Origin of the sequence: Pantoea sp. OVA07A (assembly GCF_019969975.1) — a bacterium.
In the GTDB taxonomy this organism is placed as follows: domain Bacteria; phylum Pseudomonadota; class Gammaproteobacteria; order Enterobacterales; family Enterobacteriaceae; genus Pantoea; species Pantoea agglomerans.
Window position 1 is genome coordinate 240,275 of record NZ_JAHXYM010000001.1, and the last position, 24,813, is coordinate 265,087.

11 protein-coding genes are annotated in these 24,813 nt (G+C 54.2%); 8 read left to right on the forward strand and 3 right to left on the reverse strand.

Annotated features, from left to right (window positions below):
* Positions 1 to 1,271: 1,271 nt before the first annotated feature.
* Positions 1,272 to 1,790, reverse strand: coding sequence for a hypothetical protein (locus LC417_RS01050; protein ID WP_223565356.1), 519 nt, complete (start codon positions 1,788 to 1,790; stop codon positions 1,272 to 1,274).
* 101 nt (positions 1,791 to 1,891) lie between these two features.
* Positions 1,892 to 2,164, reverse strand: a complete 273-nt coding sequence (locus LC417_RS01055) for a hypothetical protein (protein ID WP_223565357.1) — start codon at positions 2,162 to 2,164, stop codon at positions 1,892 to 1,894.
* 294 nt (positions 2,165 to 2,458) lie between these two features.
* Between LC417_RS01055 and LC417_RS01060 the strand changes: the two genes are divergently transcribed.
* Complete coding sequence (locus LC417_RS01060) at positions 2,459 to 2,788, forward strand: hypothetical protein (RefSeq protein ID WP_223565358.1); 330 nt, start codon at positions 2,459 to 2,461, stop codon at positions 2,786 to 2,788.
* A 1,200-nt stretch (positions 2,789 to 3,988) separates the two neighbouring features.
* A complete protein-coding gene (locus LC417_RS01065) occupies positions 3,989 to 5,533 on the forward strand; it encodes a methyl-accepting chemotaxis protein (protein ID WP_223565359.1) in 1,545 nt (514 codons plus the stop codon).
* 103 nt (positions 5,534 to 5,636) lie between these two features.
* Here LC417_RS01065 and LC417_RS01070 read toward each other — a convergent pair whose 3' ends face one another.
* Positions 5,637 to 7,091: an AMP nucleosidase gene (locus LC417_RS01070; protein ID WP_031591057.1), complete on the reverse strand. Its 1,455-nt coding sequence runs from the start codon at positions 7,089 to 7,091 to the stop codon at positions 5,637 to 5,639.
* Between the two features lie 465 nt (positions 7,092 to 7,556).
* Between LC417_RS01070 and LC417_RS01075 the strand changes: the two genes are divergently transcribed.
* The 6 genes from LC417_RS01075 (at position 7,557) to LC417_RS01100 (ending at position 24,433) form a co-directional block, all read left to right on the forward strand.
* The gene (locus tag LC417_RS01075) at positions 7,557 to 8,966 is read left to right on the forward strand and encodes an EmmdR/YeeO family multidrug/toxin efflux MATE transporter (RefSeq protein WP_022625464.1); all 1,410 of its coding nucleotides are present in this window, start codon (positions 7,557 to 7,559) and stop codon (positions 8,964 to 8,966) included.
* Between the two features lie 196 nt (positions 8,967 to 9,162).
* Complete coding sequence (locus LC417_RS01080) at positions 9,163 to 10,275, forward strand: beta-propeller fold lactonase family protein (protein ID WP_223565360.1); 1,113 nt, start codon at positions 9,163 to 9,165, stop codon at positions 10,273 to 10,275.
* Positions 10,276 to 10,422: 147 nt separating this feature from the next.
* Positions 10,423 to 10,578 carry a hypothetical protein gene (locus LC417_RS01085; protein ID WP_010670871.1) on the forward strand — a complete coding sequence of 52 codons (156 nt, stop codon included), beginning with the start codon at positions 10,423 to 10,425 and terminating at the stop codon, positions 10,576 to 10,578.
* 411 nt (positions 10,579 to 10,989) lie between these two features.
* Positions 10,990 to 12,657: a ShlB/FhaC/HecB family hemolysin secretion/activation protein gene (locus LC417_RS01090; RefSeq protein ID WP_223565361.1), complete on the forward strand. Its 1,668-nt coding sequence runs from the start codon at positions 10,990 to 10,992 to the stop codon at positions 12,655 to 12,657.
* 15 nt (positions 12,658 to 12,672) lie between these two features.
* Entirely contained in the window at positions 12,673 to 24,195 is an 11,523-nt protein-coding gene (locus LC417_RS01095; RefSeq protein ID WP_223565362.1) for a hemagglutinin repeat-containing protein, read from the forward strand.
* Positions 24,182 to 24,433, forward strand: a complete 252-nt coding sequence (locus LC417_RS01100; RefSeq protein WP_050680082.1) for a hypothetical protein — start codon at positions 24,182 to 24,184, stop codon at positions 24,431 to 24,433. Before LC417_RS01095 ends, LC417_RS01100 begins: the two co-directional genes overlap by 14 nt.
* Positions 24,434 to 24,813: the final 380 nt, after the last annotated feature.

Sequence of the window (24,813 nt, forward strand, 5' to 3'; positions counted from 1 at the left end):
GTTTCAGGTTGCCTGTGCAGGCGGACGCGTCAAGGGGCGGACGCCCGCCCCTTAACAATCCCGGCGTCCGGCTGCCTGCGCGCCCCGCGTAGCGGGGTGCCTTCGTCACGCCCTGCGGCCGACGGACCGTCCGGACTCGCCATCCCTGGCTCGTGCCGTCCTTTCGCCGACGTCCTGTCGGCTCATCCTTGCCTCTGGTTGTTCCTCAGCGCTCCGGACGCCTCTGGGAAACCCCCTGCCGGTGGGTATGTTACCCGGATGGGCGGGGCTCAATTTACTGAAAGCGGGGAAAGATTCATAAGGTTTCGCTTTGTAGCAGGCTGACACTGAGCGGGTTTCGCCTGCCAGGCGATGGAACGTTTTAGATCACTTAGCCGCGCGTTAGCGCTGAGAGGGTTACGCCCGCCAGGCGATGAGGAGTTTCAGGTTGCCCGTGCAGGCGGACGGGTCAAGGGGCGGACGCCCGCCCCTTAACAATCCCGGCGTCCGGCTGCCTGCGCGCCCCGCTACGCGGGGTGCCTTCGTCACGCCCTGCGGCCGACGGACCGTCCGGACTCGCCATCCCTGGCTCGTGCCGTCCTTTCGCCGACGTCCTGTCGGCTCATCCTTGCCTCTGGTTGTTCCTCAGCGCTGCGGACGCCTCTGGCAAACCCCTGCCGGTGGGTTTGTCACCCGGACTGGCTGGGCTCAGGCCGCTGAAAGCGGGGAAAGATTCATAAGGTTTCGCTTTTAGCAGGCTGACATTGAGTGGGTTTCGCCTGCCAGGCGACGAGGATTTTCAGGTCCTTTAGCAGCGCGTTAGCACTGAGCGGGTTTCGCCCGCCAGACGTATGGGAGTTTCAGATCACTTAGCAGCACGTTAACACTGAGCGGGTATCGTCTGTCAGGCTATGGGGTTGGCGGTATCTGATACACTGCGCAACATTGCAATAGAGCGCATATGGCGGAGTTGTCGTTATTCGCGGCTGTTCTCCATTGTGCGTTTAAGCTATAAAAAGCATTTCACATGTGGCGTTTGTTGTTACTCGTTACTCCATTTCAGCGGTGTATTTAATTCCATTATTTCTCACATCATGGCTATCAAAAATCCGGGGTTCCACTGTACGCCAACTCCAGGTTGCATTTCCCTGATGGTAAAAAAAGAGGGGTTTCACACATACTCAGCGTTGACAGGATCTCTGAGCGTTTTAGTTAATTCAGGTAAGCTGATTTTAATGTTGAGCTGACGGAAAGTTTTCTTACGCTAAATCAGTGTTATTCAAATGCCTGTTTTAGCTGTGAATTAACCCGTGATAATTGCTGTTCTCGCCTGTTTTATATGCCTGCAGCCAGGAGAGAAGAGATATTAAGGCGTGGGTGAATTTAGTCGCCGCCATCTCCTCCGTCACCACCGTTACCTCCCGCACCGCCGTCACCTCCCGTGCTGCCACCATTCCCTCCGTTCCCCCCTGCGCCACCATCACTACCATTGCTGCCATTCCCACCATTTCCTCCGTTTCCACCATCTCCCCCCATACTGCCGCTTCCTCCATTCCCGCCATTGCCTCCGGCCTGGCCATTCTGTCCAGCACCTCCGTTCCCGCCATTTCCACCGCTTCCTCCCAGGCCGCCATTTCCGCCATCACCGCCATTGGCTCCGGCACCACCATTTCCTCCTGGCCCTCCATTTCCGCCGATACCCCCGTTTCCCCCTCGTCCTCCATTTTCACCCGGACCGCCATTGGCCCCGGCACCGCCGTTCTGACCCGGTCCGCCATCAGAACCTGCAGCGGCATCAATGAGAATGACATTATGGTGTGAACTCAACATATCCGTTTTGTACTCAGCATGCGCATACGGAATGATGATTAGCGAAGCTAACAAAGGGATTGTTTTCATTTGAAAATCCTTTTCAGAAAACTTTCTCCACCGGTCCCTCCGTTACCGCCTGCGCCACCCGCACCGCCTGCGCCACCCGCACCGCCTGCGCCACCCGCACCGCCTGCGCCGCCCGCACCACCTTCGCCGCCCGCACCACCTGCGCCGCCCGCACCACCTGCGCCGTCCGCACCGCCTTTACTTGATGTATCGGGATTATCGGCACTCCCACTATTGCCGCCATTGCCGCCATTGCCGCCATTGCCGCCATTGCCGCCATTGCCGCCATTGCCGCCATTGCCGCCATTACCTCCTTTTCCTCCGTTAGTACCTTCTCCCGGAACGCCTCCTTTGCCTCCCGCGCCTCCGTTTTCACCATTGCCTTGTTGTCCGTCTTTACCTGCTGAGGGCTGGAGGGAGGTATTTGAGGATGAAGTATTCATGTCGCTGGCAGTCTGAGCCAGGGAGTAAAACGGACATGCCACTGTCAGTACGGTGGCTAAAAATAATGGGTAACTTCTGGTAAGTTTCATGTGCTGTTCCTGTGCTAACAGTGATAATGCTCCTGCTATAACGGTTACAAACAGGAGCTTTTTAGTTAATGGACGCCAGACTATCAGTCTCCGCCGCCATCACCGCCGCCATCACCGCCGCCATCACCGCCGCCATCACCGCCACCATCACCGCCACCATCACCTCCTCCATTACCACCGCCGTTGCCTGCATCATTTCCGTTACCGTCACCACTCCCGTTAGCATTCCCGGTGCCGTTATTACTGTTATTACCCTGATCAGAACCGTTGCCGTTTTTACTGCCGTTATCATTATTGGAATTATTACCATTCTGGCTGGCGTTAGCGGCGCCATTACCATCACTTCCGCCAGCACCTCCGGCGCCTCCAACACCTCCGGCACCACCTTGCCCGCCTAACGCTCCTCCTGCACCCCCCGCGCCACCTGCGCCGCCGGCACCTCCCGCACCAGTAAGAATGAAGGAAGATTTAGAGGTATTGACGTCAATGTTTGCTGCACTGATATCAAATTGTCTGGCCATACCCTGAGCGGAGTAGAATAAAACCATACTCGCTAACACAGTCATATTTTTAACTTTCACAATGAATCCTCTTTAAGTGAGTAATTAAATTTATTATCTGCGCTGCCAAAGGTATGTTAATTTTCCTCAAATACTTCTTGTCAGTCTTCCTCCGTTTTGGAGTTTCTTTATGCGTCCTTTATTTTATTTTATGTGAAAGGCGGGAATACATTGCCAGTATGTGGCACTAATTTTAAGAAATAGCTTCTACAGTCTGCTGTTATTTATATTGCACAGCAATTATGGAGTGACAAGCTCAATAATGATGTTTTTTGTTGCTGTGTATGTTTTTATATTTCGTCTGCAATATGCTTCAGTTATGTTACGGCTTTTAATTTCATCTGTTACTGCAGCTGATGCGCGAGTCAGGCAAATCTATTTCTCTCTGCGATTGCCCGGGCTATCCGTTCGTATCAAGGGCTGATGATGGAGAGTTTATTCGTGATGCATATCAGACCAGGGCTATCGTGCAGACGGGCACGCTCATCAACGCACTCAGCGCGTTTTCTGCCTGAAGGCTGGATTGCTACGGCCGGGCTGAAGCATCCTTATGCCGGTCTGTTCTGCCATATTCATCGTACTAATAAAGCATTCATATCCTGCGAGACGTCACAGAACCGGCCCGCGTTTAAAGTGATCTACAGAAGTTCCTGACGTTATTTATAATTATAATTTATGTATTCCTGATTTTTATTGCGGTATTTTTTGCATGCGAAAAGCATCCAGGTTGTAGCAGCCTTAAAAGCCGCGCCTGCAAGGGTTAAATGAAATTTTTATGACATGCAAACCAGTGTAGCGTAACGCAGTAATAAGTTAAGACAACGGTAAGCATAAGGGTTCTGATTGTTTATAACGCACAAAAAACGATTTCTGGTTGAACTGGAAATCATCGAAGCCTGACAAATTTATGAGTTTTTGTGATGCTTTGCAGCGGTGCCATTAATTCTGGTTAATATTATTTATGTGATAAATATTCATTGAAGTTAAAAAAAGAGATGCCGATAGATCTATATCGCCGCCCCCCTTCAAGGAATTTTAATGAAAATCTCTACGCGCCTCGGTTCCGGATTTGGCACGTTAATCATCTTTTTCTCCATATGTATCGTTGTCGCTATTCACTCTTTATATCAGGCTAAAAGCACGCTTGAGTCAGTTGTTCAGGGTGATATGAAAAAAACAAAATTAATCAATGAACTTACCCTGGCGCAGCGTGATATGGCGATAACCGTCAGGAATTTATCACTCTTTTCAGATCAGGCTCTTATCCAGGAGCAGTCTGATCGTCTGGTTAAACTGAAGGCTAAATTTGCAGCCAGCAGGGATCAACTGAATACGATGATCAGCCAGTCTGGCGATACGGAAGAATATAAAGCCTTTGCGAAGATCAGTGACAGCGAGAAAAATGCTCTGGATGCCTTCAGTAACACCGTTCCGCTGGCACTGGCTAAAAACAGTGATATCACCGTTAAGTATCTGTTGGAAAAAGTCAGACCCGCACAGGTTCCGCTGCTTGAAGGTCTTACCCTGATGAGTGAAATCCTGGCAAAGCAGTCGGATGACTCAGTTATTCAAAACGCGAAAAATACCGAAAGAGCCTACATCATCCTGGTGACGCTTTTAGTTGCGGCTATTTTGTTCGGCACGGGCACCAGCATCTATCTTATTCGTAAACTCATGAGCGAGCTTGGCGATGAACCGAGTACCGCGCGGAAACTTGCTAATGCGATCACTAATGGGGATCTGACCACTCCTGTTAGCTTGAAGAAAAATGACACTCTCAGTCTCATGGCCTCTTTAAACAGCATGCAGGTTCGGTTACGGGATATCGTTTCAGAAATTAAATCAGGCTCTTCTTCAGTCGCCCTTTCTGCGAATGAAATTTCTGAAGGAAACAATGAGCTTGCATCTCGTACTGAACAGCAGGCTGCTGCCTTGCAGGAAACGGCTGCGAGTATGGAACAGCTCACCGCTACAGTACAAAATAACAGCAAAACTGCCAGGGACACAGCCAACTCAGCGAGAGATACCGCCTCGATTGCAAAACGAGGGGAAACGGACGTCAAACGAATGTCAGATACGATGAGTGATATTTCAAAAAGCGCGTCTAAAGTCAGAGATATCACCGCCGTCATCGAAAGCATCGCATTCCAGACTAATATTCTTGCCCTGAACGCAGCCGTTGAAGCGGCACGAGCGGGAGAGACGGGAAGGGGCTTTGCTGTCGTCGCGTCTGAAGTCAGAACGCTTGCACAGCGTAGTGCGACTGCCGCAAAAGATATTAAAGCGTTAATAGAGCAGGCTGTCGGACAGGTTGAATGCGGCGTCACTGTTGCCAGTGATACGGGTTTGAGTATTCTCAAAGTCGTGCATTTAGTGGATGAACTGGCTGAATCCATGGATGCTATTGCGCTGTCGTCGGCTGAACAGATGCAGGGGATTTCTCAGGTGAGTATTGCAGTCAGCCAGATGGATGGGGTGACGCAAAATAACTCTGCTCTGGTAGAAGAATCATCAAGTGCTTCTCAGTCTCTCTCTGAGCAAGCGCAGTCTCTCAGGCTGATTGTAGAAACCTTTAAACTATAAATTATCCCGGCGCTGACATGCGCGTTGGGTAGATTCCAAAGCAAGAGGCCGGTACTGCCTGTCAGCAGTACCGGCCTTATTCCTCGCATCAGCCGGCTAACGCTTACCTGAAAGGCGGCTCATTAAAGGTACGCAACTTACGCGAATGCAGCTTATCGCCCTCGGCGCGCAGCAGCTCAACCGCGTGAATACCAATCTGCAGATGCTCCGAAATCGCCCCTTCATAGAAACGGTTCGCCTGACCTGGCAGCTTAATCTCACCGTGCAGCGGCTTGTCTGAAACGCACAGCAGCGTGCCATATGGCACCCGGAAACGATAACCCTGTGCGGCAATAGTGGCGCTTTCCATATCGACCGCCACCGCACGGCTCAGGTTAAAGCGCAGTGCCGAAGCGGAGTAGCGCAGTTCCCAGTTGCGGTCGTCCGTGGTCACCACGGTGCCGGTACGCAACCGCTGCTTCACCTCTTCGCCTGGCATGCCGCTCACTGATTTGGTGGCGTCATACAGCGCGCGCTGCACTTCGGCAATGCTGGGTACCGGGATATCAGGCGGCAGCACGCTGTCCAGCACGTGATCGTCGCGCAGATAGGCATGGGCCAGCACATAATCACCAATCCGCTGGCTCTCGCGCAGACCGCCACAGTGACCAATCATCAGCCATGCATGTGGACGCATCACCGCCAGATGATCGCAGATGGTTTTGGCATTCGACGGGCCAACACCAATATTAATCAGCGTAATACCGCGACGATTCGGCGAGGTGAGATGCCAGGCGGGCATCTGGTGCTTCTTCCACGCCAGATCCGAGAGCATCGATTCACTGTCAGCGGTGTCGGCGGTCAGCACCACATCGCCCGCGCAGGCCAGGCTGTCGTAAGGGGTACTGGGATCGCGCACCTGCTCGATCGCCCAGCGCACAAACTCATCAACATAACGGGTGTAGTTGGTGAACAGCACAAACGGCTGGAAGTGCTCTACGCTGGTGCCAGTGTAGTGGCGCAGGCGGGCCAGCGAGAAGTCGGTTCGCAGCGCGTCGAAGTGCGACAGAGGGGATTTTGCATCGGCATGGAACAGGCCATCGGCGGTCTCATCACCAATCTGTGACAGCTCGGTGGTCGGGAAGTGGCGCGCAATACCGGCGCTCATGGTGCGATCCAGTGACAGGTCGGAACCGTCGATCACGTAAGGGTATGGGATCTCCTGGCTGGAGGGCCCCACGTCGATCTCCAGCTGATACTCCTTCTCCAGCATCTGAAGCTGTTCCGAAATATAGTGGCGCAGCAATGCCGGGCGGGTGATGGTGGTGCTGTAACTGCCGGTGTGGGTGAAACGTCCCCAGGCACGCGTGCGGTTCTGTTGCGGACCGTCGCCGCGCCAGGTGATGCGCAGCTCCGGATAAACAAATAGTCCCTGCGCCCGAGCGGCGGCATCGGGCAGCGTGCCGTTTTCGGTAAAGGCTTTAATCGCCTCGCGCAGCGCATCAACGGCGCCATCGTACAGGCGTTCGAGTTCATCCAGCGCCTGCTGGCTGGTCAGGTTTTTCCGTAGTGTCGGCATGGTTTCTCCTTCCATTTTTTTCCACAATTTGCCCCAAGCTTAGCGGGTTTGTTGCGGAGATTGGTGAAGAATCTGTGATCGCCGTTTTTTTGCGCCAGCGAAGCGGGAATTCTGAGCAGTGCTGTTTTAAGTGAAGATCTGCTGCACTGAAAAACAGTAAGAAAATCTGTACTATCAGAAGGGGTGGTTCGCCACGTTTGAATGCGTTACCGATGAGGAGATGGCGGAAAAACCGCCAGCAGCAAAGCATGGCCAACCGATCATAACGTCAGGGAAATAATCAGGTTTGCTACAGCGGGCGGGGCAGTGAGGCAGATTGTGCCGTGGCGGCATTAAAAAGTTTGTAACCATGATTAATTTGCACCGGAAAGACTTTGCATATTTCTCTGCCCACTATCATCATTAGAACTCCTGTCCAGTCTCTTCTGATTTGGTAATCCTTTGCAAAATCCCGGCGTAGCAGTGATGCAGGCGATCAAGCGCACGGCGTGGTACCCGAAACGCCGTTCGTATCGCACGCTCTACTGGCGTGAGATATCGCCATTAGCAGTGCCTATCTTTTTCGAGAACGCCTGTGTGCTATTGATGGGCGTACTGAGCACCTTCCTGGTCAGCTGGCTGGGTAAAGAGGCGATGGCGGGCGTCGGCCTGGCCGACAGCTTCAACATGGTGATCATCTCGTTCTTTGCTGCCATCGATCTCGGTACCACGGTGGTGGTGGCGTTCAGCCTGGCAAAACGCAACGGCAAGCGCGCCCGCGCCGCCACGCGTCAGTCGCTGGCCATGATGACGATACTCGCCTTTGTGCTGGTGATCGCCATTGAGTTCTGGGGCCATCTGATTGTCGATGCGATTGCCGGTGCCGCCGATCCGAAAGTCAAAGCGCTGGCGCTGAGCTATCTGCAGACTTCCGCCTGGAGCTATCCGGCCGCCGCTATCACCCTGATTGGCAGCGGGGCGCTGCGTGGTGCAGGTAATACCAAAATTCCGATGCTGATTAATGGCGGCATGAACATCCTCAACATCATCATCAGTAGCGTGCTGATTTATGGCTGCTTCTCGTGGGACGGTTTAGGGTTTATCGGTGCCGGGCTCGGACTGACCATCACCCGCTATATCGGGGCGATCGCGGTGATTTACGTGCTGATGATCGGCTTCAACGCCTCACTGAAAATCACGCTGTCGAGCTATTTCCGGCGCTGGAACAGCAGCATTCTGATGGAAGTTTTAGGTATAGGCGTGCCTGCCAGTATCGAGTCGGTGCTGTTCAACGGCGGCAAACTGCTGACACAGGTGTTTGTTGCCGGAATGGGCACCAGCGAGATTGCCGGTAATTTTATCGCTTTTTCTATCGCCTCACTGATCAACCTGCCAGGCAATGCGCTGGGTTCGGCTTCAACGATTATCACCGGTACCCGTCTGGGCAGGAATCAGGTGTTCCAGGCGGAACGCCAGGTGCGGCACGTCTTCTGGCTGGCGACGGTCTGCCTGACCGTGATGGCCCTGCTGACGGTGCCGCTGGCCGGGTTGCTGGCACGGTTTTATACCAGCGACCCGGAAGTAATTAACGTGACGAAGCAGCTGATCTGGCTTAACGCGCTGTTTATGCCGTTATGGGCCGCTTCCTGGGTGCTACCTGCCGGACTCAAGGGCGCACGCGATGCGCGTTACACCATGTATGTGTCGATGTTCAGCATGTGGGGCGCCCGCGTGGTGGTCGGCTACCTGCTCGGTATTGAACTGGGGATGGGCGTGACCGGTGTCTGGCTGGGGATGTTCCTCGACTGGACGGTGCGTGGCATCTTCTTCTGGTGGCGACTTAACAGCGGCAAGTGGCTCAACCGCTATCGAAAAATGATCGCGAAAACCGGTTAGCGCGTTGTTAACGCCTTTCACCCGCCGTGGGGAAAGGCGTCTTACCTCTTTCAGCACCATTAAAAATAACATCTCCGTCACATCTCCAGACTTTCGAACCGAATTTCAGACAGTTGCACAAAGCCAGCCTCCCCGGACAGGGTTAGCGTAATGCCTGCTGCGCACCGACGCAGACACTACTTATCAAGGTGACCCTATGATCCGTCTGAAAACGGCGCTGGCACTCCTGCCGCTGCTGTGTAGCGCCCCGTTATGGGCGACAACCTTTGTTTATGTGTCCAATGCCGAATCCGGCACCGTTTCCCGCTATCAGCTCAGCGAGGCGAATGGCAGCCTGCAATGGCGTGGCGATACGCCTGCCGGTAAAAAGATTATGCCGCTGGCGGCCAGCCCGGATGGTAAACGGCTCTATGGTGCGCTGCGGAGTCCGCCTTATTCGATCATCAGCTGGCGCGTCTCGGGTCCGCACGGTGACTTGCAGAAACTGGCGGTGACGCCGGTTGCAGCCAGCTTTCCGTGGATCACCACCGACAAAAGTGGGCGCTATCTGCTGGCTGCCTCCTATGACAGCGATATCGTCACCAGCAACCGGATTGATGACAAAGGAGTTGTGACACCCCAGGTCACGGGCGAGGTGAAAACCGGGCCGCATGCCCACTCGGTGATCACCGACGTCAGCAATCATTCACTCTACGTCGGCAACCTTGGCGCGGATCGCGTGCTGCAATATGCCTTTGCGGATAACGGCGCGATAACGCCGCTGGGAACCGGATTTGTTCAGGGCGAGAAGAACAGCGGCGCACGACATTCGGTGATATCGCCCGACAATCGTTTTCTCTATAACCTCGCGGAGATGAGCGGCACCATTACGCAGTTCCGGCGCGCGGCGGATGGGTCGCTGACGGAGCTGAAAACCTGGCCGAATGCGGTCGCGAAGAAATATAACCTGCAGCATGGCGAGCAGCGCCCGGCGGGCTACAGCGATCCCACGCCGCGCATCTGGGCAGCAGACATTAAAATCATCCCGGACGGACAATTTATCTATGTGACCGAGCGCACCTCCGGCACCGTCAGCGGCTACCGGGTTGATAAACAGTCGGGTGAGTTAACACTTATCGGCAGCTGGCCGGTTGAAAAACAGCCGCGCAGTATTGCGATTGATGCGCAGGGTAAATGGCTGATCGTCAGCGGGGAGAAGAGCGCGGTGATTGGCAGTTACGCCATCGATCCCGCCAGCGGCGAACTCAAACGGGTTGCTGAAGCGCCGGCTGGTAAAGGCGCGAACTGGGTGACGTTGATAACGCAGTAACCGTTTTGAGCCGCTGGCGTATGGCACTGGCTAAACAGATGCGGGCTGCTTATGCCATTTCCGGCATAAGCAGCGCAGAAATTTTTGCTTCAGATTGGGCGTGTAAGCGGGTTAACTCAGAGCATCAACTGATGCGGAGAGCCTGAAATGAAACAGAAACTGATAGCCTGGTTTGAACAGCTGCTGAGCGGCCCTGTGGCGAGTGAACGTGTGCATGATATTAACGTGGAACTGCTGCTGCCGCTGAGCCAGCTGTATGGACTGGAATATTATCCGGCAGTGCATCGCTACCATGAAAAATAATGGTTGTTGTATATTGTCTGGTTAAGGCCCGCTACGTTGCGGGCCTTTTTGCATCTGTAGTGCCCGAGTCATTTCAGCCAGCAGGCTTCACCACGAAAAGCAGTAATATCATTATTTTTTATCCCACTTAATACCCCAGCGCCGTTATATGAATGAGTAATCCGGCGCGGATCTATATTCATCAGTGCACGCCGTTACATCCATTCCCTTAACACTCATAAATGAGCTCTGCACAAAGAAAGTGGCTAAGTCATTACAAATTTGGCTTAGAAAACGTTTTATCACCGCTAATTTTACTTTTTGTAAAACCACATCATTATTTTAAGTCAATAAGGAACTTCCGATTGTTAAGGTGGTAATCTGCACGCCTGTGCTTACACAAAACTTACAATAAGCGTTGTTAATCCTTCGATGAAAATGCCTGAAACAGGGAAGTGGCTGGTTTTCGGAGCCAGTTTGTTTATCAGCAATGTCATGGCTGCACCGGTCACGCCGGGTGATCTTGACGTTATTCAAAACCAGCAGCAGCAGCGGTTGCAGCAGGATCAGCAGCAGCGTGATGCATTAACACAGGCGCATCAGGTTGAGCTGCAAAAAACTGAATCGGCGCCAGCCAGCGGCCCCTGTTTTGAAATCAACCAGATTTCACTGCAACAGGCGAGCTTAATCACGCCTGATACACAGAAGAGACTTGTCGCTCCCTATATCAATCAGTGCCTGAGTCTGGACCGTATTAATCAGCTGGTACGCGCTATTTCAGAGTGGTATGTCCAGCGTGGATATATCACCAGCCGGGCCTTCCTGACAGAACAGAATCTTTCCCACGGGACGTTAAATATCACCGTACTGGAAGGAAAGCTTGAGGCGATTCATTTGCAGGGTGCCAGTGCACGTCAGCTGAACATGGCGTTCCCGACCCGTGCAGGTCGTATTTTAAATTTACGTGACATTGAACAGGGTATGGAGCAGATAAACCGGCTTCGTACTACGCCGGTTCAGATTGAAATCATCCCATCGACTCAGCCGGGCTATTCCATTGTCAACCTGACCAGCACACCCGAGTTTCCTCTGACGCTGGGGCTGAATATGGACAATAGCGGCCAGCGAAGCACCGGCATCGGTCAGCTTTCCGGCTCGCTGGTGGGTAATGACCTGCTGGGTGTTGCCGATCGCTGGTTTGTCAGCGGTGGTCGCAGTAGCGCTTTCAGCGACTGGCGCGATGCGCAAAATTTCCAGGCGGGCGTCAGCGTGCCTTATGGCTATGGGCTGCTGGATTACAGCTATAGCTGGAGCAACTATCACAGCCGCTTTAACGCCAATAGTTTCGACTGGTATAGCAACGGCGACAACATCTCTAACCGCCTCAGCGGCTCGTGGGTGCTGTTCCGCAACGGGCAAATCAAAACTGGCCTTCAGCTTGGGCTGAACCATTATGCCAGCCATAACTGGCTGAATCAGACCCTGCTTCAAAGCAGCAGCCGCAAACTGACCAGTCTGCAGATCGGTTTTAACCATACGCAAAAAATTGCAGGTGGGGTGGCCACCCTGAACCCGATGCTGAGCCGCGGGATGCCGTGGTTTGATGCGGAAAGCGACAAGGGTAAAAGCGACGATTTTCCGAAAGCTGAATTCCGCAAATGGAGCGTCAGCAGCAGCTATCAGCGGCCTGTCACTCAGAAAATGTGGTGGCTCAGCAGTTTTTACGCTCAGTGGTCGCCGGATCGCCTTTATGGCAGCGAACGCCTGACGATTGGTGGCGAGAACTCGGTTCGCGGCTACAAGGAGCAATACCTGTCCGGCGATGTTGGCGGCTATCTGCGTAACGAACTGAATTACTCACTGTTTACCCTGCCTGCAATCGGCGAGGTCAGCACTACCCTGGCGCTGGACGGCGGGTGGCTCCAGAGCGACAAACAGGATCGCTACGCAGCAGGCACGTTGTGGGGCAGTTCGCTGGGACTTGGCACCCGTAACGCGCATGTCTCCACTCAGCTGTCGCTGGGTATCCCTGTCAGCTACCCCAATTATCTTGCGCCCGATCGCCTCAGCGTTTACGCGCGTGTTGGACTCGTTTTTTAAAAAAAGGCCCCGATTATGGATGATCAAATAAAGCTTTCACTGCCGCGTCGTCTGCTGAGCTATCTCATCTGTTCGCTGATCGCGTTTCAGCCACTGCTGCCCGCCTTTTCTGCGGCGATAGCGCCCGTCACACCAGGAACAAAAGTCGATGCTGCCGGGAATGGCGTGCCGGTCATTAATATCGCGACGCCGAATGCGGCGGGCCTGTCGCATAACCAGTATCAGAATTACAACGTGGGCCAGGAAGGGCTGATCCTGAACAACGCAACCGGCCGGTTGACGCAGACCCAGCTGGGTGGACTTGTCCAGAACAACCCGAACCTCAAAGCTGGGCAGGAAGCCCGGGCCATTATTAATGAGGTGGTGGGTGCCAACCGTTCACAGCTGCAGGGCTATACCGAAGTAGCGGGCAAAGCGGCCAACGTGATGGTCGCTAACCCTTATGGCATTACCTGTAACGGCTGCGGCTTTATCAATACGCCCAACGTTACGCTGACCACCGGTAAACCGCAGCTTGATGCGCAGGGCAATCTGCAATCGCTGGAGGTGACGAAAGGCGCAATCAGCATTGAGGGTAAAGGACTGGATGGCAGCCAGGCTGATGCTGTCTCGATCATCGCGCGCGCAACCGAAATCAACGCGGGCATCCATGCCAAAGATCTTAATGTGACGCTGGGCGCAAACCGGGTCGGTGCTGATGGCAGCGTGACACCCATCGCGGGCGAAGGTGCTGCGCCAGCGGTCGCTGTAGATACCGGCGCGCTGGGCGGCATGTACGCAAACCGCATCCATCTGGTTTCCAGCGAAAACGGCGTTGGCGTCAATCTCGGCAATCTTAATGCCCGTCAGGGCGATATGGTGCTGGATGCGCAGGGTCGCTTAAGCGTCAACAACAGCCTGACCAGCGGCACCCTGACTGCAAAAGGCAGCAGCATCGCCCTGCAGGGCGAACATAAAGCGGGTGGTAACGTCGCACTGACAGCGCAGCAGGATATTGCCTTAAATGGGGCCTCGCTGGGCAGCGACGCCTCGCTGGATCTCAACAGTCAGGGCAGTATCACGCTTAAAGGCAGCAGCGTTAAAGCAGGCCAGAATGTGCGTCTCAGCGGTGCCAACCTGAGTGTTGATAACAGCAGCAGCGGTAGTGCGGTAGACGCGCTGCAACTCTCTGTCACCTCTCAGCTGGATAATGCCGGTCAGCTCGCCGCCGCAAAAACACTCGATATTCAGGCCGCGCAGATCGCTAACCGTGGCAGCCTGGCCAGTAATGGTGACGTGCAGGTTCGCACTAACACTCTGCAACAGAACGGTAAGCTGCTGGCTCAGGGTAAAAATACTTTGGCTGTGAGCGGACAGCTGACTAACCGCGATGAAATCAGTGGCAGCAGCCTGAACATTCAAAGCGGCACTCTTGATAACAGCGGCAAACTGATCAGTACGGGTGATGCCACGATCACGGCTAATCGTCTGAATCAGGACGGGATCTTTTCCGCACAGGGCAACACACTATTCAGTGTTGCGGACACCTTCAGCAACAGCGGCAATCTGGTCAGTCAGCGTCTGCAAATCGATGCCCCGACCCTGAATAACAGTGGCGAGATGATGAGTCATGGCTATGCCGTGATTAACAGCGATACGCTGCAACAAAACGGCTCCATCACTGCACGCGGTGACGCGCAACTGACCGCTCGTGGCAGGCTGGAAAATCAGGGGGCCATCAGCAGTCAGAACGCACTCATCCTGAACAGTGCACAACTGCGTAACATGGGCTCGTTAACCGCACCGAATCTGACGCTGATCGCCGCGCAAATCAGTAACGGCGGCCTGCTTCAGGGCTCTAATCAGCTCTCTTTACATGCCGGACAGCTGGATAACCTTGCTGCGGGGACGATCAGCTCCGATAACGATTTTGCGCTCGATTTGCCACAGCTTAATAACAGCGGATTGATCACCAGCGGCAAAACATTGGTTGTCAGCGGCGACCAGTTGAACAACAGCGGGGAAATCAACGCTGCCAGCCTCAGCGCCCGGTACGGGCATCTGGATAATCAGCTGGGTGGCAAACTGCTGGCCAGTGACCCACTCCAGCTGCACGGCGATGTACTGACTAATCAGGGCATCATCGCCGCCGCAACGCTGAATAGCGATGTCAGCCAGATCAATAACAGCGGAACACTCCAGGGCGACAAGGCACTATCGTTGCAGGGCAGCGGGTTAACCAACAGCGGCACGCTGCTCAGCGCAGGCCAGCTGAATGTGCAACAGCAGACGCTGGACAACAGCGGACTGATGCAGGGCAAACAGCTGACACTGAATGCTGACCGCTGGCAGAACAGCGGCAATGCCCTCAGTGAAGCCGACGCCGACCTGCAAAGCGACACGCTGGTCAATAGCGGCAAGATTCTGGGACAACAGGGCATCGCGCTGAAAGCGAATCACACTGACAACAGCGGCTGGCTGATTGCCCAGGCGCTGATGCTGCGTGGTGACATGATTAACAGTGGCCTGATTCAGGGTAATCAGCAGATTACCCTGGAAGGCGACCAGCTGGATAATCAGCAGGGCGGACAGTTGCTGAGTGACGGCACCCTGAACGGCAACATCACTTCACTGAATAACCGCGGCGCAATGCAGGCCGATCAGATGGCGTTAAATGCGAAGGCGTTGCAGAACAGTGGCACTGTTCGCGCCGGAAAGGCACTGACAGCCCAGGTCGGGGGTGTGCTGGATAACAGCGGAAGTCTGATCAGCCAGCAGCAGATGAATTTACAGGCTGGGGAGATCGATAACAAAGGCACACTGGCGGCAGATAACCTCAGCCTGCATGCGCCAGTGCTCAGTAACGGCGGTCTGCTGCAGGGCAACAGCACCTTAACGCTGGATCATCAGCAACTCCACAACCTCCATGGCGGCCAGTTAATCGCCGGAGGACCGCTGACGCTGACGTTAGATCAACTGGATAACGACGGGCTGCTGCAGGTTAACGGTAAGCTTTTAATCAACGGCAACCGTCTCAACAACAGCGGACGCCTGCTGAGCGATGACCTCGATCTTCAGATTGCCGATACGCTGAATAACAGCAGCACGGGACAGATCGTGACTGGCCAGCAGGCCGACATGCAGGCACAAACGCTCAGTAACAGCGGCCAGATTGCGGCACAGCAACTCAGCGCCAGCGGTAATACGCTGGAAAACAGCGGGCTGCTCCAGGGCGACACGCAACTGGATCTCGGATTTGCTCAGACCCTCAACCACAATAATGGGCAGCTGCTGAGCGGCGATCGACTGATCGTCAAGGGCGGTAGCGTGGTCAATGATGGCAGCTGGCAGGGCCAGCAACTCGACGTCACGCTGGATTCTCTCGACAATCGCGGCAGCCTCAATGGCATCAGCGCCTTGCGCGGTAATATCGCCACCGATCTGATCAACAGCGGCATGCTGGTCAGCCAGGGCAATAGCGACCTGAATGCCACCACGCTGCGCAACAGCGGCAAAATAATGGCGGACCGCCTGGGGTTGCAGGGCACCAGCCTGAACAACGACGGTCTGTTACAGGGCAACACGGCGCTGACTGCTCAGGCTGATAACATCACGCAATCTGCCGGTGGCAAAATGCTGAGCGGCGGAACACTGACGCTGACCGCGGGTCAGCTCAACACCCAGGGAACGCTGCAGGGCGAGCAGGCAACGGTTAACGCTGACAACTGGCTGCATCAGGGATCGCTGCTGGGCAGTAAAGATCTGAACGCCAGCATCAGCAATGAACTGCATAACACCGGCTCGTTGATGAGTCAGAACACCGCACAGGTTACGGCGAACACGCTGAACAACAGCGGCTCACTGCTCAGTGAAGGGGCGATGGTGCTGAACGGTGCCGCGCTGAATAACAGCGGATCGGTGCAGGGCAAAACCCTGACCATTTCACCCGCCAGTGTCATTAATCAGGGCAGCCTGATTGGTCTGCAGGCATTAACGTTTGCCGCTACGCCACAGGTGGCCGGGCGAATGCTGCTCAGGGCGCTGGCCGTGCCATCACGTCAGCTGATCAATAATCAGGGCGGATCGCTGCTGACGCAGGGCACGCTGAACATTAACGGCGGGGACGTTGTGAATAACGGCAGCTGGCAGGGACAGCAGATCCTGCTGAATGCCCGGCAACTGACCAATAATGGCGCGATTCAGAGTGCGGATGCGCTGCAACTGATTCTGGCGGATCGCCTTGATGCGGGCGCTGGCAGTAAGATCTCAGCGAATGGTACTGCGGCACTGCAGGCACTGACGCTGACCAATCAGGGTGAATGGATTGCCAGAAACCTGACGCTCCGGGGCGACACGTTAAACAATAACGGCGCAGTGACCGGTGTGGAGGCGCTGACTGTTGGCCTTAACGGTGCACTGACTCAGCAGCAGGATAAAACGCTACTCAGTGCGGGCAGGCTGACGCTTCAGTCCTCCTCGCTTAATAATGCCGGACGCGTGCAGGGCGGTGACCTGCAGATCACTACGGGCGCGGTTGATAACAACGGGCGCTTACAGGGTGACAACAGCCTGCTGGTCAATGCCGGTGGACGCATCACCAACGGCGGCAATGGCGCCATGATTACGCAAAACGCCCTGACGCTGACCGGACCTGAACTGTTCAACTATGGCCTGATTCAGGGCAATGGCAACGGTGTCGCGACAATAACCGGTTTAACGCAAAACGATGGCCGGTGGCTCTCGGGTGGCGCGCAGACATTGAATACGCCGCAGCTGAATAACAACGGCTGGTTACAGGCGTCTCAACTCATCCTCAATACGACCAATGCCAGCAATAACGGTACGCTGCTGGCCGACGGTCAGGGCACGCTGACCGGCAATGGCTTCAGCAACCATGGCACAGCCCAGGGCGGCAACCTTGAGGTTAATTATCAGCAGGTAAACAACGGCGGCACGCTGCTGGGTAACAACCGGCTGAGCGTAATGGCCGCTCAGGTCAATCAGCAAAGCAGTGGTCGCCTGTTCAGTGGCGGCAGTTTACTGGTTCACAGCAATGGCTTTGATCAGACCGGTCAGGTTGTGGCGCTGGGTGATGCCACGCTGGAGATCGCGAATGGTTTTACCGGTCGCGATGTGCTGGCTGCGGGCGGGCGACTCTCCGTCAGCAGTAATGGCGCGATAGACAATCAGGGCACGATGCAGGGTGGGGCGCTGACGCTGAGTGCAGGCGGCGATCTCACTAATAATGGTCAGCTCACTACCGGTTCGGGTGACAGTACATTAAGCGGCAACCGCATCGCCATGAACGGGAATGGCAGTCTGCAGGGCGGCGGCAACATCAACTTAGCCAGCCGCAGCGATATCATCCTGGACGGCTTTACCGGTACCCGCGGCAACCTGGTGCTCAGTGCGCCTGGCAGCATCGTTAACAATGCGCTGCTTTATGCGGCCGGCAATCTCTCTCTTTTTGCCAACAGTATTCGCAATCAGCGTGCCGATATGCTTGCAGGCGGCAGTATGTGGTTGCAGGGCGATGCCGCGGGAAATGCTAACGGCGAGGTGATTAATAACTCCGGCACCATCGAAACTCAGAACGGCGATATCACGATTAATACGGGACATTTGCTGAATACGCGGGATGGGTTTAAGGTCACTCAGCAAACCACGCAGTTGATACTTAAAAATGGTATTGGCAATTCAATTATCAATGTTCCCATTACGGATTTGCCAGCAGAAAGCTATGGCTACTATGTCAAATCTGGTACACGACAGGTAGGCCCTTGTAATGGCCATGGTGCCTGTAATTACGTCCCTTATACTAACTACTACTACGCACCTTTTGCAGAAAAGGATCAGCTCAAATACTTAACCTCACAAACAACAACTGAAGTTACTAGCTCTGCGGGTGCAGCACGTATTGCTTCGGGACGTAATATTTTAGCAAACACGAATACTTTGGATAATCAAGCCAGCTTGATTCTTGCCAATGGAAACATTGCCTTATCCGGAATCCAATTAAACAATCAGAGCGCTCAGGCTGGGGTAAATAGTGACTATTTAACTTATAAATATGGCAATACTGTTAATCCTTTGTACGCTACAAAGAAAATAGAAACAGCTAACAAACCAACGAATTTCAAAAATAAATCTATAAGCTATTCGCTTACAGGCCATGATAATGAATATAGTCCTGGCCAGCTCTACCGCGCCGTTATCCAGGCCGGAGGCAATGTCTCAGCTAACTTCAGCGGCGATATCAGCAACACCAACACCACAGCGAATGCTGGCTGGAGTGGTAATACGCTTTCTGCTCCCACTTTACGCGGCTTAACCGCAGCAGGCACCGCAGGCGCGCAGTCTCATCAGCAACTGGCAACTGCCGACAAAGCCGCAATCAATACCCCGCAATGGCGCGATCAGCTCCAGAATGCGCTGCAGCAGGTCAATGGCGCAGGTGCGCTGGAGACCGCTTCACAGGGCAGCGCATCGCTGACGCAATATACAACTGCGGGTAAAAACAACGCAGCGCTGGGTAAAGCCGTCAACCTGACGAATGCTGCTCAGGGTCCTGCGTCGCTGCATAACTATAAGGCCGCTGAGGTTGATATCAGCGCCTATCCATTACCTTCTGGTCAGAACGGCTACTTTGTTGCGTCGAACACCAATAGCCGCTATCTGATTACCGTTAACCCCAAACTTAATGGCCTGGGCCAGCTGGATCAGAGCCTGTTCGGCGAGCTGAACGCAAAACTGGGCAAACAGCCTGCCACCACGCCATTACAGGAAACGCGCCCCCAATACACAGACGAGAACGCCTTCCTCGGCTCCTCATACATGCTTGATCGCCTTAACCTGAAGCCAGATTATGATTATCGTTTTCTCGGTGATGCGGCGTTTGATACCCGCTACGTCAGTAATGCAATACTGAATCAGACCGGTAATCGCTACATCAATGGCCTGGGATCCGATCTCGCCCAGATGCGCTATCTGATGGACAACGCTGCGGCTGCGCAGCAGTCGCTGGGACTGGAGTTTGGTGTCTCACTCTCTGCCGGGCAACTCGCCTCTTTAGACAAGAGTATAGTCTGGTGGGAAGCCACCACCATCAACGGTGAAACGGTGATGGTGCCGAAGCTCTATCTGTCTACAAAAGATGTGGAAGTGCGTGATGGCAGCGTAATTGCCGGTAACAACGTGACGCTGAAAGGCGGAAACGTCATCAACACCGGTAGTAGCGTGATGGCTAAAAACGATCTGACCATCGACAGTCAGAACACGCTCAGTAACCTCAACGCCGGTCTGCTCCATGCAGGGGGCGATCTGCAGCTTAGCGCACTGAATGATATCAACAACGTCAGCGCGACTATCAGCGGTAAAAAGGTGGCACTGGAGAGTGTTAACGGTGACATCAACAACCTTACCACATCACAGCTCTGGCATCTGGATGCAGACAACGGTAAGGGTGCGAAGAAATCCTATACCGAAACCCTGAGCGGGCCAACGGCGAGCATCACGTCACTGGATTCTCTGAGCCTTAAGGCGGGCAACGATATTACCGTCACCGGCGCTAACCTCAAAGCGGGTGGCGATCTGCTGCTGAACGCCTGGAATGATATTGCTATCACCGGGAACCAGAACGTCACTGGCAGCGCGCAATCCGGCTTCGGAAACCGCTGGCAAAAAGTTGACCCAACCAGCACAACCACCGTCACCACGGTCGGCAGCCAGATCGCCGCAGGCGGCAACATGGCGATGCAGGCGGGTCACGATCTGACGGTTACCGCCAGCAGCATCAGCGCAGGTAAAAACGCGGCGCTGGCAGCTGGGAACGATCTTAATCTCAACAGCGCGACGACCAGCCAGAATGATGTGAAGGGCAAACGTGAAACCCATTCAACCGGGCTGGATCGCACGACGCTGACCAGTGGCGGCGATTTAGCACTTCAGGCCGGACGCGATCTCAATAGCCAGGCGGCAGGCATCGCCGCAGACAAAGACGTGACCTTACAGGCGGGGCGTGATGTCAATCTGCTGGCAGCTGAAACCGGTTCTGGCAATAGCTACAAATCCGGCAAGAAGGTTGAGATCAATGAGTCGGTACGCCAGCAGGGTACTGAAATTGCCAGCGGCGGGAGTACGACGGTTAAAGCGGGTCAGGATGTTAACAGTGAAGCGGCTCAGGTTACGGCCAGCGGTAATATCGCAGTGGGTGCCGGACGCGACATCAACCTGACCACCGCCACTGAAAGCGATTATGCCTACAAAGAAGAGACCAAAACCAAAAAAGGATTTTTGAGTAAAAAGACCACGCATACCATCAGCGAAGACAGTGACACCCGTGAAAATGGCACCTTACTGAGCGGCGATAATGTCACGCTTAATGCGGGCAACAATTTACTTGTCCAGGGTTCTCAGGTCGTGGGCGATGGCACGGTAGCGCTCAGGGCCGGTAACAACGTGGATATCGTTGCTGCGACCAACACGGACTCAACCTGGCGTTTTTCGGAAACTAAGAAAAGCGGCCTGATGGGAACCGGTGGCATCGGCATCACTGTAGGCAGTAGTAAATCGGTCCATGACTTACGTGACAAGGGCACCACCCAGAGCCAGAGTGCCAGCACCGTGGGCAGTACGGGCGGTAATGTCAGCATTATTGCGGGCGGACAGGCTCATGTCAGCGGCTCAGATCTGGTGGCGGGACGTGACCTCGCCATTACCGGCGACAGCGTGATCATCGATCCGGGTCATGATAAACGGACTCATGATGAACTGTTTGAGCAGAAGAAGAGCGGGCTGACACTGGCGCTCTCCGGGGTGGTGGGTGAAGCCATTAATAACGCGGTCGCGGCGGCGCAGACATCGAAAAAAGAGAGTGACGGTCGCCTTGCTGCCCTGCAGGCTACCAAAGCCGCGCTTTCAGGCGTGCAGGCCGTGCTGGGCGGGCAGCTGGCGGAAGCGAGCGCCGATCCCAACAACGGCCTGGGCGTCAGCCTTTCCCTGACCACACAGAAATCAAAATTGCAGCAGCATCAGGCGTCCGACAGCGTCACCGGATCCACGCTCAATGCCGGTAAGAACCTCTCCATTACCTCTGCCGGTAAGGGCCGTGGCGAGCACAGCGGCGACATTCTTATCGCCGGCAGCCAGCTGAAAGCCGCAGGTGACAGCAGCCTCAATGCTGCCAGGGACATTGTGCTGAGCGGGGCGGCCAACACTCAGGAAAGCAGCGGTAAAAACAGCAGCAGCGGCGGCGGCGTGGGCATCAGTTTTGGTGCCGGACAGGGCAGCGCGGGTATCAGCATTTTTGCCAGCGTTAACGGTGCCAAAGGTAAGGAGAGCGGCAACGGTACGCGCTGGTCTGAAACCACCCTGGACAGCGGCGGCAGGGTAAGCCTGAACAGTGGAAGAGATACCACGCTCAACGGCGCGCAGGTCAGCGGTAATCAGGTGACGGCCGATGTGGGCCGGGATCTGACCATCACCAGCCAGCAGGACAGCGACCGTTACGATTCAAAACAGACCAGCTACGGCGCGGGCGGCAGCTTTACCTTTGGCTCAATGTCGGTGTCCGGCTATGCCAGCGTCAATCAGGACAAAATGCACAGCAACTTTGACAGCGTGCAGGAGCAGAGCGGTATCTATGCCGGTAACGGCGGCTTTGACATCACCGTCGGCAATCATACCCAGCTGAACGGTGCAGTGATTGCCAGCCAGGGCGATGCGGCAGACAACCGTCTGGATACCGGTACGCTCGGCTTCACCGATATCGGCAATGCGGCGGACTACAGGGTCAGCCACAGCGGCGGCAGCATCGCGCTGTCCAGCGGTGGCGGCATGGGTGCGCAGATGCTGTCCAGCGTGGCGTCCAACGCCGCCAGCACCCTGCTGTCGGGCCTGAACAACAACGGCCATGCCGAAGGCACCACGCAGTCGGCGGTGGCAAACGGCACCGTGATCATCCGCGACCGGGTCAACCAGAAGCAGGATGTGGCAGACCTCAGCCGTGACACCGAACATGCCAACGACAGCATTAGTGCGATCTTTGACAAAGAGAAAGAGCAGAAGCGGCTTCAGACGGCTCAGTTAGCCGGTGAAATCAGCGGTCAGATGACAAATATTGTCACGACCATGGGCGATATCAAAGGGCTTGAGAAGGCGCAGAGTGCGAAGAACGCCGAGACGCTGCCTGCCGGAGCAACGGAAAAACAGCGGGGAGAATGGCTGGAGAAAATGCGTGATTCGCCAGAGTATCAGGCGGAGATGAAGCAGTGGGGTATTGGCAGTACATCTCAGAAGGTCGCGCAGACGGTCGGCAGCATTCTGACGGGGCTGGTGACCGGCAATGCAGGTCAGGCGGTCGCAGGCGGCCTTAATCCGTGGGCAGCTCAGCTGATTAAGAAGGAAACGACCGACGCTTCCGGCAACGTTGACGTGGCAACCAATGCCATGGCACATGCGGTGTGGGGTGCGGTATCATCGCAGATGTCCGGGGGAAGTGCGGCGGCCGGTGCGGCGGGCGCGTTCAGCGGCGAGCTTGCCACACGCTATATTGCAGAGAAGTACTGGGGCGCGGACACGCCAGAGAAGATAGCGGCGCTGGGACAGGAAGACCGCGAGCAGCTGAGCCTGCTCGGTACGCTGGCGGCAGGACTGGCGGGCGGCATGGCGGGCAACAGCAGTGCAGCGGCAACGAGCGGCGCGGTTGCCGGGAAGAATGCGGTTGAGAATAACTTCCTTGGTGCGACATCATCAGAGAAGCTCGATAAAGCCGTTGAGAAAATTAAGGCTGGTGATAAATCATTAGCTACAGCTAAAGATCTTATTAATATAGAAAACGCTAACAAGCGTAGTGACGCACTTATGGATAAATTTCGTCACGATCCAACTTCCTTGTCAGACTCTGAACGAATCGAGCTAAATAGCTATGTTAGAGTCTATGCGACTGAAATGCAGTCGGTTTATGGTAGTAAAAAAGGGCAAGAAATGGTCGCAAGTCTTTTTGCTAATCCTGGCTATGAGCGTAATCCTGATGCTGATGCGTTGAAGCAGGCTCAGAGCACAATAAATACTTGGGGCTATCATGAGTCTAATGCCAGTATAGGGAATGCAGCACTGGCAACATTAGGCAGTGGTGTATTAGGTAACATGATAAAAGAAAGCATGATTACAAATGCCGCTATAGGTACTACCGTTAATTCAGCTGTTCAACTAAATAGCCCTGATCCGTTCAGCTACGTTGATGCCATTATGGCTGGGGTTACGTCTGCTGCGACAACAGGCCAAAGCTGGAAATCATCAATGGCGATAAATATGGGAGGGGCAGCTATCGGTAGTGCTGTTAAAGGAGAGGATCCAACCAATGCAAGTCTTGCTGCCGGGGCTGCTTCCGTGATCGGTGGCGTGGGAGGAACTTTAGTGAAAGGAGCAACATCTCTTGTAGCAAAAGACGGTGCATCAGAAATATCTGGAGCAGTTGCAGGTAGCTATATCGGTGAGAAATCAGGAAAAATTGCGGAAAATTACCTCGATAAAAAGGATGAGAAAAATGACAAAAAATGATTTTTACCAACTCATGGTTGTCATTTTTATGTGCTTAATATTATTTTTAGTATTTGATGCAGCATCTGTCCTTTTTGCATCAATAATTATTTATTTAAAAAATGGGGACTTTCCATTCTCTTGGTCGGATATTGTTAACTCTTTCCTCACTACTGGCTATATTGGGGGGGTGACTTTAGGTATCTGTCTGTGGTTGAAAGGGTTATTACAAAAAAGAAGTGGAAAAAATAAAAGGTGAAATATTAGGAGGGCTATTATTGGAGTAATAACTTCGGTAGTGTGTTTGGTGCACTGGAAGTGCATAAGAAAATAATTAAGAATAACGATTTTAAGCGGCACTCAGGTACTGAATTTTCATAAAGAATTGTCAGACTGTAGGCAATCAGGCGGTGACTTTCAGGCTGATATTGATAAGTTGAAACAGGTCAGTCACCAGCAGAGTGTAGAAGTTGTTCAGAAACTGGAAAACAATCCGCTAGAAATTCATATGGTCGACCAAGAAATAGCCTAGGGTGGTTACGATATGGCAGAGCGTCCTGGCTAAATTGATAATATTCCTGGCGTAGATGTGATGACCAGTTAGGAAGAGAAAGCTTACGTTCAGCAGTCGAACGGTCA

Excerpts from the sequence above, each read along its gene's own strand:
- LC417_RS01055 (WP_223565357.1), bottom strand. The coding sequence starts at position 2,164 with ATGGCGGCAATGGCGGCAATGGCGGCAATGGCGGCAATGGCGGCAATG.
- LC417_RS01050 (WP_223565356.1), bottom strand. The coding sequence starts at position 1,790 with ATGTCATTCTCATTGATGCCGCTGCAGGTTCTGATGGCGGACCGGGTC.
- LC417_RS01080 (WP_223565360.1), top strand. The coding sequence starts at position 9,163 with ATGATCCGTCTGAAAACGGCGCTGGCACTCCTGCCGCTGCTGTGTAGC.
- LC417_RS01095 (WP_223565362.1), top strand. The coding sequence starts at position 12,673 with ATGGATGATCAAATAAAGCTTTCACTGCCGCGTCGTCTGCTGAGCTAT.
- LC417_RS01100 (WP_050680082.1), top strand. The coding sequence starts at position 24,182 with ATGACAAAAAATGATTTTTACCAACTCATGGTTGTCATTTTTATGTGC.
- LC417_RS01075 (WP_022625464.1), top strand. The coding sequence starts at position 7,557 with ATGCAGGCGATCAAGCGCACGGCGTGGTACCCGAAACGCCGTTCGTAT.
- LC417_RS01070 (WP_031591057.1), bottom strand. The coding sequence starts at position 7,091 with ATGCCGACACTACGGAAAAACCTGACCAGCCAGCAGGCGCTGGATGAA.
- LC417_RS01085 (WP_010670871.1), top strand. The coding sequence starts at position 10,423 with ATGAAACAGAAACTGATAGCCTGGTTTGAACAGCTGCTGAGCGGCCCT.
- LC417_RS01090 (WP_223565361.1), top strand. The coding sequence starts at position 10,990 with ATGAAAATGCCTGAAACAGGGAAGTGGCTGGTTTTCGGAGCCAGTTTG.
- LC417_RS01065 (WP_223565359.1), top strand. The coding sequence starts at position 3,989 with ATGAAAATCTCTACGCGCCTCGGTTCCGGATTTGGCACGTTAATCATC.
- LC417_RS01060 (WP_223565358.1), top strand. The coding sequence starts at position 2,459 with ATGGACGCCAGACTATCAGTCTCCGCCGCCATCACCGCCGCCATCACC.